Source organism: Micromonospora sp. NPDC005215 (assembly GCF_040607915.1).
Taxonomy (GTDB): Bacteria; Actinomycetota; Actinomycetes; order Mycobacteriales; family Micromonosporaceae; genus Micromonospora.
Genome location: NZ_JBEXHQ010000018.1, coordinates 59,041 through 78,592 on the forward strand (window position 1 = coordinate 59,041; position 19,552 = coordinate 78,592).

Here is a 19,552-nt window from a genome sequence, read left to right on the forward strand (position 1 = left end):
TGGTAACGTGGCGTGAAGCCCCGGTCAGGTCCGCTCCGCGGTCCGGCCGGAGGTGCCCGACATCCTTTAACGACCCGTCCCGTGAGGCGGGGAAGGAGGTCCGCCGTGGCATACCCACCGGCTGCCCGCCCGTCACCACCGCGACAACCCTCGGTGAAGGTGATCCTCGCCAGCGCCGACGTGCAACGCGTGGTCGACCGCATCGCCCACCAGATCCTGGAGAAGACCCAGGGCGCCGCCAACACGGTGCTACTGGGGATTCCGACCCGGGGGACGCCCCTCGCCCGGCGGCTCGCCGCCCGGATCAGCACCTTCGAGGACGTCGCCGTCGGAGTCGGTGTGCTCGACATCACTCTGTACCGCGACGACCTGCGGCGGCACGCCACTCGCGCGGTCGGCCCGACCGAGTTGCCGTCCGGCGGGATCGACGGCAAGCGCGTCATCCTCGTCGACGACGTGCTCTTCTCCGGCCGAACCGTCCGGGCCGCGCTCGACGCGCTCAACGACGTGGGCCGCCCGGCCTCGGTGCAACTAGCCGTCCTGGTCGACCGTGGCCACCGGGAGTTGCCGATCCGCGCCGACTACGTCGGCAAGAACATCCCGACCTCGCTCGCCGAGAGCGTGAAGGTGACGTTCGCCGAGACCGACGGGACGGACGAGGTCAAGCTGTACGGGGGGACCACCTCATGATCAAGCACCTGCTCTCCGGTGCGGACCTGGACGCCGACACGGCCACCGAGATCCTGGACACCGCCGCCGAGATGGCCACCGTCGCCGGCCGGGAGATCAAGAAACTGCCCGCGCTGCGCGGCCGGACCGTGGTGAACCTCTTCTACGAGGACTCCACCCGCACCCGGATCTCCTTCGAGGCGGCGGCGAAGCGGCTCAGCGCCGACGTGATCAACTTTTCCGCGAAGGGCTCCAGCGTCACCAAGGGCGAGAGCCTGAAGGACACCGCGTTGACCCTGCAGGCCATGGGCGCCGACGCCGTCGTCGTGCGACACCCCGCCTCGGGCGCGCCGCACCGGCTGGCCAACTGGGTGGACGGGTCGGTCGTCAACGCCGGCGACGGCACCCACGAGCACCCCACCCAGGCGCTGCTTGACGCGTACACCATGCGGGCCCGGCTGGGCCGGCTCGCCGGGCTGTCCGTCGCGGTGGTCGGGGACGTGCTGCACTCCCGGGTCGCCCGCTCCAACGTGCTGCTGCTCTCCACCCTCGGCGCCAAGGTCACCCTGGTCGGCCCACCGACCCTCATCCCGGTCGACATCGCGGGAGCCCTCGCCCCCGCCACCGACGTCTCCTACGACCTCGACTCCGTGCTGCCCAACGTCGACGTGGTGATGATGTTGCGGGTGCAGCGGGAGCGGATGAACGACTCCTACTTCCCCTCCGCGCGCGAGTACGCCCGCCGCTACGGGCTGGACGGCCCGCGGATGCGCCGGCTGCCCGAGCACGCCATCGTGATGCACCCCGGCCCGATGAACCGGGGGATGGAGATCACCCCCGAGGTCGCCGACTCACCCCGCTCCACCATCGTCGAACAGGTCACCAACGGGGTCTCCGTGCGGATGGCTGTTCTTTACCTGCTGCTCGGAGGGAACAACCGGTGAGCGCGTACCTGATCACCAGCGTGAGTGTCGTCGGCGGCCCGCCGACCGACCTGCTGATCCGCGACGGCCTGGTCGCCGAGGTCGGCCCCGGCCTGTCCGCGCCGGACGCCACAGTCGTCGACGGCACCGGGCTGGTCGCCCTGCCCGGCCTCGTCGACCTGCACACCCACCTGCGCGAGCCCGGTCGGGAGGACGCCGAGACCGTCGAGTCCGGGTCCCGCGCGGCGGCGATGGGTGGCTACACGGCGGTCTGCGCGATGGCGAACACCTCCCCGGTCGCCGACACCGCCGGCGTTGTCGAGCAGGTCTGGCGGCTCGGCCGGGAGGCCGGTCTGGTCGACGTGCAACCGATCGGCGCGGTCACCGTCGGGCTGGCCGGCGAGCGCCTGGCCGAGCTGGGCGCGATGGCCGACTCCGCGGCCCGGGTGCGGATCTTCTCCGACGACGGGCACTGCGTCGCGGACCCCAAGCTGATGCGCCGGGCCCTGGAGTACGTGAAGGCGTTCGACGGGATCATCGCCCAGCACGCCGAGGAGCCCCGGCTCACCGAGGGCGCGCAGATGCACGAGGGTGAGGTCTCCACCCGACTCGGTCTGATCGGCTGGCCGGCGGTCGCCGAGGAGGCGATCATCGCCCGGGACGTGCTGCTCACCGAGCACGTGGGCAGCCGCCTGCACGTCTGCCACGTCTCCACCGCCGGCAGCGTCGAGGTGCTGCGCCAGGCCAAGGCGCGCGGGGTACGCGTCACCGCCGAGGTCACCCCGCACCACCTGCTGCTCACCGACGAGCGGGCGGAGACGTACGACCCGGTCTTCAAGGTCAACCCGCCGTTGCGGACGACCGCGGACATCGCCGCGCTGCGCGCCGCGCTCGCCGACGGTGTGATCGACGTGATCGCCACCGACCACGCCCCGCACGCCGTGGAGGACAAGGAGTGCGAGTGGGCGTACGCCCGGCCGGGCATGCTCGGCCTGGAGACGGCCCTGTCCATCGCGCTCGACGTGCTCGGCCCCGAGTGGGACCTGATCGCCGAGCGGATGTCGCGTACCCCCGCCCGGATCGCGGGGCTGACCGGGCACGGCGTCGACCCGGCACCCGGCGCGCCGGCCAACCTGACAGTGGTCGACCCGGCCGCCCGCCGCACCATCGAGCCGGCGGAGCTGGCCAGTCGCAGTCGCAACACCCCGTACGCCCGCATGACGCTGCCGGGTCGCATCGTGGCGACCTTCCTGCGCGGCGAGCCGACGGTCCTGGACGGAAAGGCCATCAAGTGACCAAGCGCAGGCCCGCGATCCTCGTGCTCGAGGACGGGCGCACGTTCCCCGGAGAGGCGTACGGCAGCGTCGGGGAGACCGTCGGCGAGGCGGTCTTCAACACCGGCATGACCGGTTACCAGGAGACGCTCACCGACCCGTCGTACCACCGGCAGGTGGTGGTGCAGACCGCCCCGCACATCGGCAACACCGGCGTCAACGGCGAGGACGACGAGTCCGGCCGGATCTGGGTGGCTGGCTACGTCGTGCGCGACCCGGCCCGGATCGGCTCGAACTGGCGGGCCACCGGCTCCCTGGAGGACCGCCTCGCCACCGAGGGCGTGGTGGGCATCAGTGGGGTCGACACCCGGGCGCTGACCCGGCACCTGCGCGAGCGGGGCGCCATGCGGGTGGGCATCTCCAGCGTCGACAACGACCCGCAGAGCCTGCTGGCCCGGGTCCGCCAGGCGCCGCAGATGGTGGGCGCGGACCTGTCCGCCGAGGTGAGCACCGCCGAGCCGTACGTCGTCGAGGCCCTCGGCGAGCACCGGTTCACCGTGGCGGCACTGGACCTGGGCATCAAGCGCAACGTGCCGCGCCGGCTCGCCACCCGCGGGGTGACCACCCACGTGCTGCCGGCCTCGTCGAGCATCGACCAGCTGCTCGCCACCGGCGCCGACGCGATCTTCCTGTCGCCCGGCCCCGGCGACCCGGCCACTGCCGACGGTCCGGTGGCGCTGGCCCGGGAGGCGCTGCGGCGGCAGGTGCCGCTGTTCGGCATCTGCTTCGGCAGCCAGATCCTCGGTCGGGCGCTCGGCTTCGGCACCTACAAGCTGGGCTACGGCCACCGGGGCATCAACCAGCCGGTGCTCGACCGGTCCACCGGCAAGGTCGAGGTGACCAGCCACAACCACGGCTTCGCGGTGCAGGTGCCCGGTGTGGGTGGCGGCGCGGTGGTCCCCGACCAGGTGATCGACACCGACTTCGGCGGCGTCCGCGTGTCGCACGTCTGCCTCAATGACAACGTCGTCGAAGGGCTGCGGGCCGTGGACGTGCCCGCCTTCACCGTCCAGTACCACCCGGAGGCGGCGGCCGGCCCGCACGACGCGGACTACCTCTTCGACCGATTCGCTGATCTCATCGAGGGCCGGAACCACAGCAGGGGGCGCAGCAATGCCTAAGCGGACCGATCTCAAGCACATCCTGGTGATCGGCTCCGGGCCGATCGTCATCGGGCAGGCCTGCGAGTTCGACTACTCCGGCACCCAGGCGTGCCGGGTGCTGCGCAGCGAGGGGATCCGGGTCAGCCTGGTCAACTCCAACCCGGCGACGATCATGACGGACCCGGAGTTCGCCGACGCGACCTACGTCGAGCCGATCACCCCGGAGTTCGTGGAGCTGGTCATCGCCAAGGAACGCCCGGACGCGATCCTGGCGACCCTCGGCGGGCAGACCGCGTTGAACACGGCCGTCGCGCTGCACGGGGCCGGCGTCCTGGAGAAGTACGGCGTCGAGTTGATCGGCGCGAACATCGACGCGATCAACCGGGGCGAGGACCGGCAGCTGTTCAAGGAGATCGTGGCGAAGGCCGGCGTACGCCTGGGCGTCGACGACCCGACCGCGTTGGTGCCCCGCTCGCGGGTCTGCCACTCGATGGACGAGGTCGAGGCGACCGTCGCCGAGCTGGGTCTGCCGGTGGTGATCCGGCCGTCGTTCACAATGGGTGGGTTGGGCTCCGGCATGGCGCACACCCCGGAGGACCTGGCCCGCATCGCCGGTGACGGCCTGTCCGCCAGCCCGGTGCACGAGGTGCTCATCGAGGAGAGCGTGCTCGGCTGGAAGGAGTACGAGCTTGAGCTGATGCGCGACCGGCACGACAACGTGGTGGTGGTCTGCTCGATCGAGAACATCGACCCGATGGGCGTGCACACCGGCGACAGCGTGACAGTGGCCCCGGCCATGACGCTCACCGACCGGGAGTACCAGCGCCTGCGTGACCTGGGCATCGCCGTGCTGCGCGAGGTCGGGGTGGACACCGGCGGCTGCAACATCCAGTTCGCGGTCAACCCGGTCGACGGCCGGATCGTCGTGATCGAGATGAATCCCCGGGTGTCGCGCTCCTCGGCGCTGGCCTCCAAGGCGACCGGCTTCCCGATCGCGAAGATCGCCGCCAAGCTGGCCATCGGCTACACCCTCGACGAGATCCCCAACGACATCACGTTGAAGACCCCGGCGGCGTTCGAGCCGACCCTGGACTACGTGGTGGTGAAGATCCCCCGGTTCGCGTTCGAGAAGTTCCCCGGCGCCGACCCGGAGCTGACCACCACGATGAAGTCGGTGGGCGAGGCGATGAGCCTCGGGCGTAACTTCACCGAGGCGCTGAACAAGGCGATGCGCTCGATGGAAACCAAGTCAGCCGGTTTCTGGAGTGTGCCGGACCCGGCGGGCGTCACCCTGGCGGACACTCTCGCCGCGCTGCGGATCCCGCACGACGGCCGGCTCTACACCGTCGAGCGGGCGCTGCGCCTCGGCGCGTCGATCGCCGAGGTCAACGAGGCGTCTGGCGGGATCGACCCGTGGTTCCTGGACCAGATCGCCGCGCTGATCGAGTTGCGCGCGGAGATCGTCGACGCGCCGGTGCTCGACGCCGAGCTGCTGCGCCGGGCCAAGCGGGCCGGTTTGTCCGATCGGCAGCTCGCCGCGCTGCGCCCGGAACTGGCCGCCGAGGACGGCGTACGGACCCTGCGGCACCGCCTCGACGTGCGCCCGGTCTACAAGACCGTGGACACCTGCGCTGCCGAGTTCGAGGCGACCACGCCGTACCACTACTCGACCTACGACCTGGAGACCGAGGTCGTGCCGTCGGACCGGCCGAAGGTGCTGATCCTGGGCTCCGGCCCGAACCGGATCGGGCAGGGCATCGAGTTCGACTACTCCTGCGTGCACGCGGTGCAGGCGTTGCGGTCGGCCGGCTACGAGACCGTCATGGTCAACTGCAACCCGGAGACGGTCTCCACCGACTACGACACCGCCGATCGGCTCTACTTCGAGCCGCTGACCTTCGAGGACGTCCTGGAGGTCTGGCACGCGGAGGACACGTCCGGCCGGGCGGCCGGCGGGCCGGGCGTGGTTGGCGTGGTCGTCCAGCTCGGCGGGCAGACCCCGCTGGGGCTGGCGCAGCGGCTCAAGAACGCCGGCGTGCCGATCGTCGGCACCTCCCCGGAGTCGATCCACCTGGCCGAGGAGCGGGGCGCGTTCGGCGCGGTGCTGGCCCGCGCCGGGCTGCGCGCCCCGGCGCACGGCATGGCCACGTCCTACGACGAGGCCAAGACGATCGCCGACGAGATCGGCTACCCGGTGCTGGTCCGGCCGTCGTACGTGCTGGGCGGGCGGGGCATGGAGATCGTCTACGACGACCCGACGCTGCGCGACTACATCGGTCGGGCCACCGACATCTCCCCGGATCACCCGGTGCTGGTGGACCGGTTCCTGGACGACGCCATCGAGATCGACGTCGACGCCCTCTGCGACGCCGACGGCGAGGTCTACATCGGTGGGGTGATGGAGCACATCGAGGAGGCGGGCATCCACTCGGGCGACTCGTCCTGCGCGCTGCCGCCGATCACCCTCGCCGGCTCGCACCTGGTCGAGGTCCGCCGCTACACCGAGGCCATCGCCCGTGGCGTCGGCGTCCGCGGCCTGCTCAACGTGCAGTACGCCCTCAAGGACGACGTGCTCTACGTGCTGGAGGCCAACCCGCGGGCGTCGCGGACCGTCCCGTTCGTCTCCAAGGCCACGGCGGTGCCGCTGGCCAAGGCGGCGGCCCGGATCGCGCTCGGGGCGAGCATCGCGGAGCTGCGCGCCGAGGGTCTGTTGCCCGCGACGGGGGACGGGGGCACGATGCCCGCCGACGCGCCGGTCGCGGTCAAGGAGGCGGTGCTGCCGTTCAAGCGCTTCCGCACCCGTGCCGGCAAGGGGATCGACTCGCTGCTCGGCCCGGAGATGAAGTCCACCGGCGAGGTGATGGGCATCGACACCAACTTCGGGCACGCCTTCGCCAAGAGCCAGTCGGCCGCGTACGGGTCGCTGCCGACCGGCGGGAAGATCTTCGTGTCGGTGGCGAACCGGGACAAGCGCGGCATGATCTTCCCGATCAAGCGGCTGGCCGATCTCGGCTTCGAGATCGTGGCGACCACCGGCACCGCCGAGGTGCTGCGTCGGCACGGCATCGCCTGCGAGCAGATCCGCAAGCACTACCAGGCTGGCGAGGGCGATGACGCGGTGTCGCTGATCAGCGGCGGCCAGGTGGCGCTGGTGATCAACACGCCGCAGGGTTCGGGGGCCAGCGCCCGCTCCGACGGCTACGAGATCCGCAGCGCGGCCGTCACCGCCGACATCCCCTGCATCACCACGGTCCCGGGCGCCGCCGCGGCCGTGATGGGCATCGAGGCCCGCATCCGTGGCGACATGCAGGTACGCCCCCTCCAGGATCTGCACGCCATCCTCCGGGCCGCCCAGTGACAGTGTTCGAGCAGGCGGTACGGCCCTGGTTGTTCCGGCTCGGGGGTGGGGACGCCGAGAAGGCGCACGAGTGGACACTGCGGCGGTTGAGCGCTCTGTCGCGCCGGCCGGCGGCGATGGCGGCGTTGCGAGCCCGGTACGCGGTCAGCGCGCCGCGCACGGTGTTCGGGGTGCGCTTCCCCAACCCGGTCGGGTTGGCCGCGGGAATGGACAAGGACGGCGCGGCGCTGCCGGCCTGGCCGGCCCTCGGCTTCGGTTTCGTCGAGGTCGGCACGGTCACGGCGCACGCCCAGCCGGGCAACCCACGGCCACGGCTGTTCCGCCTGCCGGCCAGCGAGGCCGTGGTCAACCGGATGGGCTTCAACAACGCCGGGGCCGCGGCGCTGGCCGCCCGGCTGGCGGCGCTGCCCCGCCCGCTCGGGGTGCCGCTGGGCATCTCGTTGGGCAAGTCCAAGGTGACGCCGCTCGACGAGGCGGTCGAGGACTACCTCGCGTCGTACCGGGCGCTTCGTGGCCACGGCGACTACTTCGCGGTGAACGTGTCCTCACCGAACACTCCGGGGCTGCGCTCCCTGCAGGACCGTGCCCACCTGGATGCGCTGCTCGGCGCGCTGGTGGGGGAGAAGCCGGTGCTGGTCAAGATCGCACCCGATCTGAGCGAGGCGGCGATCGCCGAACTGCTGGAGGTCTGCCTGGCCCGTGGTGCCGCCGGGGTGATCGCCACCAACACCACACTGTCCCGGGATGGGCTGGCCGGCGTCGACGTCGAGCGGGGCGCGCAGGCCGGTGGCCTCTCCGGTCGGCCGCTCACCGGGCGGGCCCGTGACGTGGTCGCCTTCGTGCACCGGGAGACCGACGGCCGACTGCCGATCATCGGCGTCGGCGGGGTGCTGGACCCGGACGACGCGGTGCGGATGTTCGATGCCGGCGCCGCCCTGGTGCAGCTCTACACCGGCTTCATCTACCGGGGACCGGCCCTGGTCCGCGCCGCCGCCCGCGCGACGGCCGCACCTGTGGCGCCGGATCCGGTCGCCGGCCGGTGACCGACCCCGGCGCGTTGCTGGCCCGGCCCAACCGGCGCCGAGCCAGCAACGCGCCGGGGAGCCCACCGCCACCGCCACCACCACTGCTGCCGCCTTTGCTCTGCACCCCCGGGCGCGCCACCCGGGTGCCCGGGTGGCGGACGCGGGGTGGCGCATCCATGGGTGCAGAGCAAAGGCGGGCGGAGGAGTGATTCGACCTGGCCGCAGGACGTCCGGGTCCAGGCCGGTCCAGGCCGGTCCGGTCCGGTCCGGACCGTTCGTGGCTGGAATGGAGTACGCGTGACACCCGAGGAAATTCTGGCCGCGGACCGTGCCCACGTCTGGCACCCGTACGCCGCGCTGCCGCCAACGAACCCGCCGTACGTGGTGGACAGCGCCGAGGGGGTGCGGCTGCGGTTGGTTGACGGGCGGGAGCTGGTGGACGGGATGTCATCCTGGTGGGCGGCGATCCACGGGTACCGGCACCCGGTGCTGGACGCGGCGGTGACCGACCAGCTCGGCCGGATGAGCCACGTGATGTTTGGCGGGCTCACCCACGAGCCCGCCGTACGGCTCGCCCGGACCCTGGTCGAGCTGACCCCGGATGGTCTGGAGCACGTTTTCCTGGCCGACTCCGGCTCGGTCAGCGTCGAGGTGGCGGTGAAGATGTGCCTGCAGTACCAGCGGGCCGTCGGTCGCCCGCAGCGGCGCAGGTTGGCGACCTGGCGGGGCGGGTACCACGGCGACACGTTCCACCCGATGAGCGTCTGTGACCCGGAGGGCGGGATGCACCACCTCTGGGGTGACGTGCTGCCCCGGCAGGTGTTCGCACCGGTCCCGCCCGGCGGCTTCACCGACCCGCCCGACGACGCGTACGTGGCGGCGTTGGTGGAGACCGTCGAGCGGCACGCCGACGAGCTGGCCGCGGTGATCGTCGAGCCCGTCGTCCAGGGCGCCGGCGGGATGCGGTTCCACCATCCGGGCTACCTGCGGGTGCTGCGCGAGGTGACCCGGGCGCACGGGGTGCTGCTGATCTTCGACGAGATCGCCACCGGGTTCGGCCGTACCGGCGCGATGTTCGCCGCCGAGCACGCCGGGGTGACGCCGGACGTGCTGTGCCTGGGCAAGGCACTCACCGGTGGCTACCTGACGCTCGCGGCGACGCTCTGCACCCCGGAGGTCGCCCGGGGCATCTCCGCCGCCGGCGTGCTGGCGCACGGACCCACGTTCATGGGCAACCCGTTGGCCTGCGCGGTGGCCAACGCCTCCATCGGGCTGCTGCGGGCCGGGGACTGGTCGGCCCAGGTGGCCAGGGTCGGTGCCGGCCTGCGCGCCGGCCTGGAGCCCCTGCGCGGTGCGCCCGGCGTGGCCGACGTGCGGGTGCTCGGCGCGATCGGGGTGGTCCAGCTCGATCACGAGGTCGACCTCGGCGCGGCCACCGTGGCCGCGGCGGAGCAGGGGGTGTGGCTGCGCCCGTTCCGCGACCTGGTCTACACGATGCCGCCGTACGTCACCGACGACGCCGACCTGGCCCGGATCACGGCCGGGGTGGCGGCGGCGGTGGCGGCCGGCTGAACCGCCTTCGTCAACGGACACCCGGGAGGCGGTCCGCCGCCCGGCAGGAGAGAGGGAGTACCGGATGGAGAGCTTCGGAACCCGGCTGCACCGGGCGATCAGCGAGCGGGGGCCGCTCTGTGTGGGCATCGACCCGCATCCCGGTCTGCTGGCCCGTTGGGGCCTCCCGGACGACGTTCAGGGGCTGGGCCGGTTCGCGCGAACGGTCGCGGAGGCACTCGGTGACCGGGTTGCGGTGGTGAAGCCTCAGTCAGCCTTTTTCGAGCGATTCGGATCCCGCGGAGTGGGGATTCTTGAGTCAACTATCCGACAGTTACGGGATGCCGGCTCGCTCGTTCTCCTCGACGTCAAACGCGGCGACATCGGCTCGACGATGAGCGCGTACGCCTCCGCGTACCTCGATCCATCCAGCTCCATGTATGTCGACGCGGTCACCGCGAGCCCCTACCTCGGAGTAGGTTCGCTGGCGCCGATGTTCGAGTTGGCCGCCGAACACGGCGGCGGCGTCTTCGTGCTGGCCCTCACCTCCAACCCCGAGGGCGCGGCCGTGCAGCGGGCCCGCACGGCCGACGGTCGCACCGTGGCGCAAACCGTGATCGACGAGATTTCCCAGCTCAACAGGGGTGCGACTCCGCTCGGGAGCTTCGGCCTGGTGGTCGGTGCGACCATCGGCGACACCGGTCACGACCTCTCCGGCGTGGGGGGTCCGCTGCTCGCCCCAGGGCTCGGCGCGCAGGGTGCGGGTGCCGCCGATCTGCGTACCGTCTTCGGTTCGAGCCTCGCCTCGGTGCTCCCGTCGTACTCCCGCGAGGTGCTCTCGGCCGGTCCCGATGTCGACGCCCTGCGAGCCGCCGCGGACCGCGTGTTGGCCGACTGTCGGGCCGTATTGCCTGCCCGGTGACTGACTGACGGGTCGGTCACCTTACGGTGATCATGCGGCCCCCACGTTGCCGAAAGCTCCGTTGGCCGCTAGTTTTCCCCGCGCTGGGAACCATGGACCCCTTGGTTCACAGCGACACCACGTTTCACAGATGCGGCGGTGCGCCCCGCCCGCCGCGATAGGGACCTGAGGAGAACTGGTGCCGCTCCCGTCACTGACCCCCGAACAACGCGCTGCCGCGCTCGAGAAGGCCGCGGAGATCCGCAAGGCCCGTGCTCAGCTGAAGGAGCAGCTCAAGCAGGGCAAGACCACTCTTGGTGCCGTCCTCGAGCGCGCCGAGAGCGACGACGTCGTCGGTAAGCTCAAGGTTTCGGCCGTCCTGCAGGCCATGCCGGGTATCGGCAAGATCCGGGCTACCCAGATCATGGAGAAGCTCAAGATCGCCGACAGCCGTCGCCTGCGTGGCCTCGGCGAGCAGCAGCGCAAGGCACTGCTTGGAGAGTTCGCCGCCAACTGAACCTGGCAGCGTGTAGAAACAAGCAGTGAGCACGGATGACGAGGCGCGCCCGGCTGCTCGGCTCACTGTCCTGGCTGGACCTTCGGGTTCCGGCAGGGAGAGTGTCGTCGAGCTGGTCCGGGCGCGTTCTCCGTCCGTGTGGATCCCGGTGCCGGCAACCACCCGGCCGCGCCGGGAGTCGGAGATCGACGGGGACGACCGTGTTTTCCTCGCCCCCGCCGAGTTCGATCGCCGGCTCGCCGCGGGCGAGCTGCTCGAGTGGTCCCGGATCGGCAGCTACCGCCGGGGCACGCCGTACCCACCGCTGCGCGCCCGGCTCGACGCCGGGCAGCCGGTGCTGCTTTCGCTCGACCTGCCCGGCGCTTCGCTGGTGCGGGCGCGCCTGCCCGATGCGCGGCTGGTGCTGCTGAGCCCACCCGGGTACGAACCCGACCCCACCCTGACGGTCGCCTTCGCGCACACGCTGACCCACGACCGCACCGAGCGGGTGGTCGACGAGCTGGTAGGCTTACTCGGTTCTTCTTATCCGGCCCCGGCCCGGTCGCGCGTGCGCGGCTGAGCGCCGGCGCCGTTGAGACTCAGCACCGCGTGCGCGCGGCTCGAAAAGACGCAGAGGTTATTTCGTGGGATCCATCGCCAACCCCGAAGGCATCACCAACCCGCCGATCGACGAGCTCCTCGAGAAGACGACGTCGAAGTACGCGCTTGTCATCTTCGCCGCCAAGCGCGCGCGCCAGGTCAACGCCTACTACAGCCAGCTCGGCGAGGGCCTGCTGGAGTACGTCGGCCCGCTCGTCGAGACCACCCCGCAGGAGAAGCCCCTCTCCATCGCCATGCGCGAGATCAACTCGGGCCTGCTCACCGCCGAGCCGACCGACCAGCCGTAAGCTCCCGCCGGCCGATGTCCGCCTCGATCGTCCTCGGGGTCGGCGGTGGCATCGCCGCCTACAAGGCGTGCGAGCTGCTGCGACTCTTCACCGAATCGGGCCACCGGGTTCGGGTCGTGCCGACCGCGTCGGCGCTCCGGTTCGTCGGGGCGCCGACCTGGGCGGCGCTCTCCGGCCAGCCGGTCGCCGACGACGTCTGGACCGACGTCCACGAGGTGCCGCACGTCCGGCTCGGTCAGCAGGCCGACCTGGTGGTGGTCGCCCCGACCACCACCGACCTGCTCGCCAAGGCCGCGCACGGGCTCGCCGACGACCTGCTGACCAACACCCTGCTGACCGCCCGCTGTCCGGTGCTGCTGGCCCCGGCCATGCACACCGAGATGTGGGAGCACCCGGCCACCGTGGCCAACGTCGCCACGCTGCGCGCCCGGGGGGTCCGGGTCATCGACCCGGCCGTCGGGCGACTCACCGGCGTCGACACCGGCAAGGGTCGGCTGCCCGACCCGGCGGAGATCTTCGCCGTCGCCCGTCGGGTCCTGGCCCGGGGCGCCGCCGCCCCCGCCGACCTGGCCGGCCGCCGGGTGGTCGTCACCGCCGGTGGCACCCGGGAGCCACTGGACCCGGTCCGCTTCCTGGGCAACCGCTCCTCCGGCAAGCAGGGGTACGCGTTCGCCCGCGCGGCGGTCGCCCGAGGCGCCCGGGTCACAGTGATCGCGGCAAACGTCTCCCTCGCCGACCCCGCCGGCGTCGACCTGATCCGGGTCGGCACCACCGCCGAGTTGCGGGAGGCGACGCTCAAGGCCGCCGTCGAGGCCGACGTGGTGGTGATGGCGGCGGCTCCGGCCGATTTCCGGCCGGCGGCCTACGCGCCTGGCAAAATCAAGAAGTCGGACGACGGCGTCGCGCCCACCATCGAGCTCGTCACGAACCCGGACATCGCGGCGGAGCTCGGCCAGCGCAAACGACCGGAGCAGTTGCTTGTGGTGTTCGCCGCCGAGACCGGCGATGCCGAGGCCAACGGCCGGGCGAAACTCGCCCGGAAGCGGGCCGACCTGATCGTCATCAACGAGGTCGGTCCCGACCTGGTCTTCGGCGCCGACACCAACACGGTGACGGTCATCGGCGCGGACGGCTCGGTCAGCCGGCTGCCCGAGCAGGCCAAGGAAGCCGTCGCCGACACCGTCTGGGATCTCGTCGTGGCGCGGTTGCCCGTTCGCTCCTGACGGGTGGAACAGAGCGCGACCGGTCCCTACACCGGCCGCAGTGGTGACTAGACTGCCGCGGAACGACCTCACACGCTTAGGAGTGCCGTGACACGCCGCCTCTTCACGTCCGAATCGGTCACGGAAGGCCACCCGGACAAGATCGCCGACCAGATCAGCGATGGCATCCTCGACGCGTTGCTGACCGAGGATCCGCACAGCCGGGTTGCGGTGGAAACCATGATCACCACCGGCCAGGTGCACATCGCCGGTGAGGTGACCACCAAGGCGTACGCCGACATCCCGACGATCGTCCGCCGGACCATCCTCGACATCGGCTACGACTCGTCGAAGAAGGGCTTCGACGGCGCGTCCTGCGGCGTCAGCGTCTCCATCGGCGCGCAGTCCGAGGACATCGCGCAGGGCGTTGACAACGCCTTCGAGCTGCGTACCGGGGCGTCGGAGAGCGCGCTGGACGCGCAGGGCGCCGGCGACCAGGGCATGATGTTCGGCTTCGCCTGCTCGGAGACGCCCGAGCTGATGCCGTTGCCGATCGCCCTCGCCCACCGGCTCGCCCGCCGCCTGGCCGCCGTGCGCAAGGACGGCACGATTCCCTACCTTCGGCCGGACGGCAAGACCCAGGTGACAATCGAGTACGAGGGGCTGCGCCCGGTCCGGCTGAACACCGTGGTCGTGTCCAGCCAGCACGCCGCGGACATCTCGCTGGACTCGCTGCTCACTCCCGACGTGCGCGACCACGTGATCGCCCCGGAGCTGGAGAGCCTCGGTCTGGACACCGACGGCTACCGGCTGCTGGTCAACCCGACCGGCCGGTTCGAGATCGGTGGCCCGATGGGTGACGCCGGGCTGACCGGTCGCAAGATCATCGTCGACACCTACGGCGGGTACGCCCGCCACGGCGGCGGCGCGTTCTCCGGCAAGGATCCGTCCAAGGTGGACCGCTCCGCCGCGTACGCGATGCGGTGGGTCGCCAAGAACGTGGTGGCCGCCGGTCTGGCCGAGCGGTGCGAGGCGCAGGTCGCCTACGCCATCGGCAAGGCCCACCCGGTGAGCCTGTTCATCGAGACGTTCGGCACCGAGACAGTGCCGGTCTCCTCGATCGAGAAGGCCGTCACCGAGGTGTTCGACCTGCGTCCGGCCGCGATCATCCGGGACCTCAACCTGCTCCGCCCGATCTACCAGCAGACCGCCGCGTACGGCCACTTCGGCCGGGAGTTGCCGGACCTCACCTGGGAGAGCACCGACCGGGCCGCCGACCTCAAGTCGGCCGCGGGAGCCTGACCGCCACCACGCGTAGCGACCGGCGACCCGCGGACGGGTCGCCGGTCGCGCGCGTCTGCGTGGACGTCCCGCTGGCGCATCTGGACCGGCCGTTCGACTACCTGGTGCCGGCCGAGCTGGACGCGGTGGCGGTGCCCGGCACCCGGGTGAAGGTGCGCTTCGCCGGGCAGCTCGTCGACGGGTGGCTGCTGTCCCGCGCCGACGACTCCGGGCACACCGGCCGGCTCGCGTACCTGGAGAAGGTCGTCTCGCCGGAGCCGGTGCTGGCGCCCGAGATCGCCCGGCTGGCCCGGGCGGTCGCCGACCGGTACGCGGGCAGCCTCGCCGACGTGCTCCGGCTCGCCGTCCCACCCCGGCACGCCCGGGTCGAGAAGGAGCCCCGCGACGACCAGCCGGCCCCCGACGACGCGGCGCACGCCGAGCGGGTTGAGGACGGCCCAGCCGTGCCTATTGTCGACCCGCGCGGGTGGCGGGACTACCCGACGGGCCCGGCGCTGCTGCGGGCGCTCACCGACGGCCGGGCGCCCCGCGCGGTCTGGTCGGCGTTGCCCGGCGAGGACTGGGCGGCCCGCTACGCCGACGCGGTGGCGGCCACCGTCGCCGGCGGGCGCGGCGCGGTGGTCGTGGTGCCCGACGCCCGCGACCTGGACCGGCTGGACGCGGCGCTCACCGGCGTGCTCGGCCCGGGGCGGCACGTCAGCCTCTCCGCCGCCCTCGGGCCGGCCCGGCGCTACCGGGCGTTCCTCGCCGCCCGCCGTGGGCAGGTGCCGGTGGTGATCGGCACCCGGGCGGCGATGTTCGCCCCGGTGGACCGGCTCGGCCTCGTCGCCATCTGGGACGACGGCGACGACCTGCACTCCGAACCCCGGTCGCCCTACCCGCACGCCCGCGATGTGCTGCTCACCCGCGTCCAGCTCGCCGAGGCCGGCGCGCTGGTCGGCGGGTACGCCCGCACCGCCGAGGCGCAGCTGCTTGTGGAGACCGGCTGGGCGCGCGAGGTGGTCGCCGAACGGGCCACCGTGCGGGCCCGGATCCCGGCCATCGCGCCGACCGGCGACGACCCGCAACTGGCCCGCGACCCGGGGGCCGCCACCGCCCGGCTGCCCAGCCTGGCCTGGACGGCCGCTCGCGACGCCCTCCGGCAGGACCTGCCGGTGCTGGTGCAGGTGCCCCGCCGCGGCTATCTGCCGTCGATCTCCTGCGCCGAGTGCCGCACCCCGGCCCGCTGCGCGCACTGCTCCGGTCCGCTCGCGCTGCCCTCGGCCGGCGGCACCCCGGCCTGCCGGTGGTGCGCTCGGCTGGCCGCCGCGTACGCCTGCCCGGAGTGCGGTGGGCGGCGGCTGCGGGCCGCGGTGACAGGTGCCCGGCGGACCGCCGAGGAGTTGGGTCGGGCGTTTCCCGGCGTGCCGGTCCGCACCTCGGGGCGCGAGGAGGTGCTTACCGACGTGCCCGGCGGCGCGGCCCTGGTGGTGACCACGCCCGGCGCCGAGCCGGTCGCCGAGGGTGGCTACGGCGCGGTGCTGCTGCTCGACTCGTGGGCCCTGTTGACCCGGGCCGACCTGCGGGCCGGTGAGGAGGCGTTGCGCCGCTGGCTGGCGGCGGCGGCCCTGGCCCGTCCGGCGCCGGCGGGTCGGGTGGTGGTGGTCGCCGACGGTGCGCTCGCCCCGGTGCAGGCGCTGCTGCGCTGGGACGCCGCCTGGTTCGCCGGCCGGGAGTTGGCCGAGCGTCGGGAGTTGGGCTTCCCGCCGGCCGTCCGGATGGCGAGCGTCACCGGCCCGGCGGAGGCGGTGGCCGACCTGCTCGCCGCGGCCCGGCTGCCCGACGACGCCGAGGTGCTCGGGCCGGTGCCGGCCGAGGAGGGCCGGGAACGGATGCTGGTCCGGGTGCCCCGGGCCCGGGCTGCCGCGCTCGCCGAGGCGCTGCACTCGGCCGCCGGTGCTCGCGCCGCCCGCAAGGCCGCCGATCCGGTTCGTCTCCAGGTCGACCCGCTGAGCCTGTTCTGAGCGGTTTCGGTCGGTGCCGGCGAGCGGCGGCCCCGGCCCGCGTGGCTGGTCCTCGCACACCGCGTCCGACAAAGCGGTGGCGGTGGAGTGGTAGCATCGCCCGTCATATCAAGGCGTACGACGGCTCCAGGTCGCGACGGAGCGTCACAGGCGCCGTGCTGGGGCCGCCGCAGGATGGCGCGACGATGGCGGGAACGCGTCGGTCGGACGCGATGTCGATGATGTCTTTGAGCCGGTGAGCAGGGGTGGACCAGTCGTGACCGTTGGACAATCGATCGTCTTCAACGGCGACCTCGGCAGCGGCAAGAGCACCGTGTCGGTCGAGATCGCCAAGCGGCTCGGCATGCGCCGGGTCAGTGTGGGAGACCTCTACCGGGAGATGGCGCAACAGCGGCAGATGACCGCTCTGCAGCTCAATCTGCACGCCGAGCTCGACCAGGCCGTCGACGGCTACGTCGACCAGCTCCAGCGGGACATCGCCGCCTCCGGTGAGCGCCTCGTCATGGATTCCCGGCTGGCCTGGCACTTCTTCACCGACGCGCTCAAGGTCCACATGATCACCGAGCCGGGTGAGGCGGCCCGCCGGGTGCTCGCCCGGCCGTCCGGGCCGGCGGAGAGCTACGCCTCCCTGGAGGAGGCCGAGGCCAAGCTCCGGGAACGCAGCGCGAGCGAGCGCAGCCGGTTCATCGTCCGTTACGGGGTGGACAAGGCCCGACTGCGCAACTACGACCTGATCTGCGACACCACCCGTGCCTCGCCGGCCGAGGTGATCGAGCACATCATCGCCGCGTACGAGGGGACGCTCGGAGCTGAGGTGCTGCGTGACGGGCCGCCGCTGCTGCTGCTGGACCCGGCCCGCGTCTACCCGACCGAGGACATCGCCACCCTGCGGGGTCTGTGGGACACCGACTTCGTCGGCGACGTGGCCGAGGCCGGTGACGAGGCACTCGAGCCGCTGAAGATCGGGTTCACCGGCGAGTACTTCTTCGTCGTCGACGGCCACCGCCGGCTCAGCGCCGCCCTGCAGAACAATTTCTCCCTGGTCCCCGCCCAACTGGTCGCCGAGGTCGACGAGCCGGTAGTGGGTGGGATGACGGCCATCGACTACTTCGCCGCCCAGGTGCGCCCCGGCCTGGTCTACGACTGGGAGGCGGCGCACAAGATCCAGCTGCCGCTGCCCGAGCCCGCGCTGCTCCGCGGTGACGCGGTGCTCGCCGGGGATCCGGCCGCCGGCGCCTGAGCCGACCGTTGGGCCGGACCGGCACGCGGGGTGCGCGCCGGCCCGGCCATCTTGTGCAAACGTCGCGTCGAGGGATGCCTCAGCCGAGGACCACGCCGGAGGCGCCGACGCCGGCCATGCCCGAGAAGATGTCCTCGTAGTAGAACCGCCAGGCGCAGACCCGGCCGGCGGTGACGTAGCCGGTACAGGCCGTCGTCGTGTTGGTGTCGTCGATGGCGGTGTTGGTGCCGGTGGCCCAGACCTGCAGGGTGTTCGCCGCGTTCACGATCTCGACCGGGCCGCCGCTGTCACCCTGACCGACGGCGTTGGTGAAGGTGGTGCTCTCGGCCTGCACCTGACCGCAGACCGTGCCGAAGTTGCGCACGTTGATGCAGAGGTTGCGGGCCCTCACCTGGATCGAGCAGCGGGTGCCGGAGTACGCCCCGGAGGTGCACACGAAGTTGCCGACCTGACTGGCCGACGCGCCGATCACCTGGTTGCTGAACTCGCTGACCACCCCGCCGGCCGCGTTGGTGCTGTTGTTGAAGACCCGGCCGCCCGAGCTGCCGGCGAGGAGCAGGGTGTCCGAGCTGGTGTTGCGGGCGCTGACGGTGCCGATCGTCTGCCCGGTCGGGTCGGTCGCGAGGACGTTGAGGTTGGCGCAGTGCGCGGCGGAGAGCACCCGCGACACCCCGCCCTGCCACACGCCGAAGCCGGTCGAGCAGCCACCGCCGGTGGCGGTGTTGCGCCACGCGGCGCCACCCCACCAGGGCGGCGAGTCGTCCCATCGGGTCGCCGGCGAGGCGGCGACCCCGGTCTGCACTGTCACCGGGACGCCGGCGAGTGCCGTCGCGCCGAGCAGCCCGTCCTGGGTGCCGACGAGCAGGCCGGCGCCGTCGGCGCGCGGCCCGACCGTGGTGATCTCGTTGCCGGCCTTGGCCCGCAGCCGGTCGGCCGCGGCGAGGAGTTCCCGCTGTGAGTACGGGGCGGACAGCACCCGGGTCGCGACGGTGGCGCGGGCGGTGGCCACCAGGTTGGCCGGCGGCTCCCCCTTCCAGTAGACCTGGAGCTGGCGGGTGGTGGGGTCGGCGATGACACCGGCGAAGCCGGAACTAGCACTGCGCTCGGCGGCGTTCGTGATCCGCGCGGCGGCGGTGTTCATGCGCTGCTGCAGCCGGAGCAGCTCCGACCAGGAGGCGAAGCCACCGGGCACGGGTGTGCTGTCGACGAACAATCCGGTGCTGGCAGCCTTGCCTGCGGGTGCGGCGGTGGCCGGCGCGGCGGTCACGCCCGCGGCGAGCAGCGTGAGGCCGAACGCGGCGACGGCGGCGCGGCGCAGCAGCGACGGGGACCGCCGGACGGTCAGATGTGGACGGATCATCAGTACCTCTTCCCCCAGGGTTTGTGGAGCGGGTCGAACCCGCACCAGGACGGTGGCATGGGACGTCGGCTCCACGCGGCGCATCCTGGACGGGGCTGGACACGGCCGGACAGCGTCGGACGGTCCACCCTCCGACAGGGAACTGTCAGACATCGGCGCTCGCCTATCGAATGGCGC

General features: G+C 72.3%; 16 protein-coding genes. 15 read left to right on the forward strand and 1 reads right to left on the reverse strand.

Features of this window, described 5'->3' with window-relative positions:
• Positions 1–105 precede the first annotated feature (105 nt).
• The 15 genes from pyrR to ABZU25_RS15995 all read left to right on the forward strand — a co-directional run bounded on the left by pyrR (position 106) and on the right by ABZU25_RS15995 (position 18,015).
• Complete coding sequence (pyrR, locus tag ABZU25_RS15925) at positions 106–690, forward strand: bifunctional pyr operon transcriptional regulator/uracil phosphoribosyltransferase PyrR (protein ID WP_355030069.1); 585 nt, start codon at positions 106–108, stop codon at positions 688–690.
• Positions 687–1,613, forward strand: a complete 927-nt coding sequence (locus tag ABZU25_RS15930; protein ID WP_204944570.1) for an aspartate carbamoyltransferase catalytic subunit — start codon at positions 687–689, stop codon at positions 1,611–1,613. Before pyrR ends, ABZU25_RS15930 begins: the two co-directional genes overlap by 4 nt.
• Positions 1,610–2,887, forward strand: coding sequence for a dihydroorotase (locus ABZU25_RS15935; protein ID WP_355030070.1), 1,278 nt, complete (start codon positions 1,610–1,612; stop codon positions 2,885–2,887). Before ABZU25_RS15930 ends, ABZU25_RS15935 begins: the two co-directional genes overlap by 4 nt.
• Positions 2,884–4,047 carry a glutamine-hydrolyzing carbamoyl-phosphate synthase small subunit gene (carA, locus tag ABZU25_RS15940; RefSeq protein ID WP_355030071.1) on the forward strand — a complete coding sequence of 388 codons (1,164 nt, stop codon included), beginning with the start codon at positions 2,884–2,886 and terminating at the stop codon, positions 4,045–4,047. Before ABZU25_RS15935 ends, carA begins: the two co-directional genes overlap by 4 nt.
• The gene (gene carB / locus ABZU25_RS15945; RefSeq protein ID WP_355030072.1) at positions 4,040–7,387 is read left to right on the forward strand and encodes a carbamoyl-phosphate synthase large subunit; all 3,348 of its coding nucleotides are present in this window, start codon (positions 4,040–4,042) and stop codon (positions 7,385–7,387) included. Before carA ends, carB begins: the two co-directional genes overlap by 8 nt.
• A complete protein-coding gene (locus ABZU25_RS15950; protein ID WP_355030073.1) occupies positions 7,384–8,430 on the forward strand; it encodes a quinone-dependent dihydroorotate dehydrogenase in 1,047 nt (348 codons plus the stop codon). The genes carB and ABZU25_RS15950 overlap by 4 nt, the downstream gene beginning before the upstream one ends.
• Before the next feature lie 279 nt (positions 8,431–8,709).
• Positions 8,710–9,984, forward strand: a complete 1,275-nt coding sequence (locus ABZU25_RS15955; protein WP_355030074.1) for an adenosylmethionine--8-amino-7-oxononanoate transaminase — start codon at positions 8,710–8,712, stop codon at positions 9,982–9,984.
• A 64-nt stretch (positions 9,985–10,048) separates the two neighbouring features.
• Positions 10,049–10,885, forward strand: a complete 837-nt coding sequence (pyrF, locus tag ABZU25_RS15960; RefSeq protein WP_355030075.1) for an orotidine-5'-phosphate decarboxylase — start codon at positions 10,049–10,051, stop codon at positions 10,883–10,885.
• A gap of 178 nt (positions 10,886–11,063) precedes the next feature.
• Positions 11,064–11,381 carry an integration host factor, actinobacterial type gene (gene mihF / locus ABZU25_RS15965; RefSeq protein WP_030335662.1) on the forward strand — a complete coding sequence of 106 codons (318 nt, stop codon included), beginning with the start codon at positions 11,064–11,066 and terminating at the stop codon, positions 11,379–11,381.
• A gap of 25 nt (positions 11,382–11,406) precedes the next feature.
• On the forward strand, positions 11,407–11,940 hold the full coding sequence (locus ABZU25_RS15970; protein WP_355030076.1) for a guanylate kinase: 534 nt from the start codon (positions 11,407–11,409) through the stop codon (positions 11,938–11,940).
• Between the two features lie 64 nt (positions 11,941–12,004).
• Complete coding sequence (gene rpoZ, locus ABZU25_RS15975) at positions 12,005–12,268, forward strand: DNA-directed RNA polymerase subunit omega (protein WP_030335666.1); 264 nt, start codon at positions 12,005–12,007, stop codon at positions 12,266–12,268.
• A 14-nt stretch (positions 12,269–12,282) separates the two neighbouring features.
• Entirely contained in the window at positions 12,283–13,491 is a 1,209-nt protein-coding gene (coaBC, locus tag ABZU25_RS15980; protein WP_355030077.1) for a bifunctional phosphopantothenoylcysteine decarboxylase/phosphopantothenate--cysteine ligase CoaBC, read from the forward strand.
• A gap of 87 nt (positions 13,492–13,578) precedes the next feature.
• Positions 13,579–14,772 (forward strand): methionine adenosyltransferase, encoded by a 1,194-nt coding sequence (metK, locus tag ABZU25_RS15985; RefSeq protein ID WP_355030078.1) that lies wholly within the window; start codon positions 13,579–13,581, stop codon positions 14,770–14,772.
• Positions 14,773–14,831: 59 nt separating this feature from the next.
• Complete coding sequence (locus ABZU25_RS15990) at positions 14,832–16,775, forward strand: primosomal protein N' (protein ID WP_355030079.1); 1,944 nt, start codon at positions 14,832–14,834, stop codon at positions 16,773–16,775.
• Positions 16,776–17,031: 256 nt separating this feature from the next.
• Positions 17,032–18,015, forward strand: coding sequence for an AAA family ATPase (locus ABZU25_RS15995; RefSeq protein ID WP_355030080.1), 984 nt, complete (start codon positions 17,032–17,034; stop codon positions 18,013–18,015).
• 79 nt (positions 18,016–18,094) lie between these two features.
• On the opposite strand, the gene ABZU25_RS16000 is transcribed toward ABZU25_RS15995, so the two are convergent.
• Positions 18,095–19,375: a hypothetical protein gene (locus ABZU25_RS16000; RefSeq protein ID WP_355030081.1), complete on the reverse strand. Its 1,281-nt coding sequence runs from the start codon at positions 19,373–19,375 to the stop codon at positions 18,095–18,097.
• Positions 19,376–19,552: the final 177 nt, after the last annotated feature.

Excerpts from the sequence above, each read along its gene's own strand:
- ABZU25_RS15930 (WP_204944570.1), top strand. The coding sequence starts at position 687 with ATGATCAAGCACCTGCTCTCCGGTGCGGACCTGGACGCCGACACGGCC.
- carB (WP_355030072.1), top strand. The coding sequence starts at position 4,040 with ATGCCTAAGCGGACCGATCTCAAGCACATCCTGGTGATCGGCTCCGGG.
- pyrF (WP_355030075.1), top strand. The coding sequence starts at position 10,049 with ATGGAGAGCTTCGGAACCCGGCTGCACCGGGCGATCAGCGAGCGGGGG.
- coaBC (WP_355030077.1), top strand. The coding sequence starts at position 12,283 with ATGTCCGCCTCGATCGTCCTCGGGGTCGGCGGTGGCATCGCCGCCTAC.
- ABZU25_RS16000 (WP_355030081.1), bottom strand. The coding sequence starts at position 19,375 with ATGATCCGTCCACATCTGACCGTCCGGCGGTCCCCGTCGCTGCTGCGC.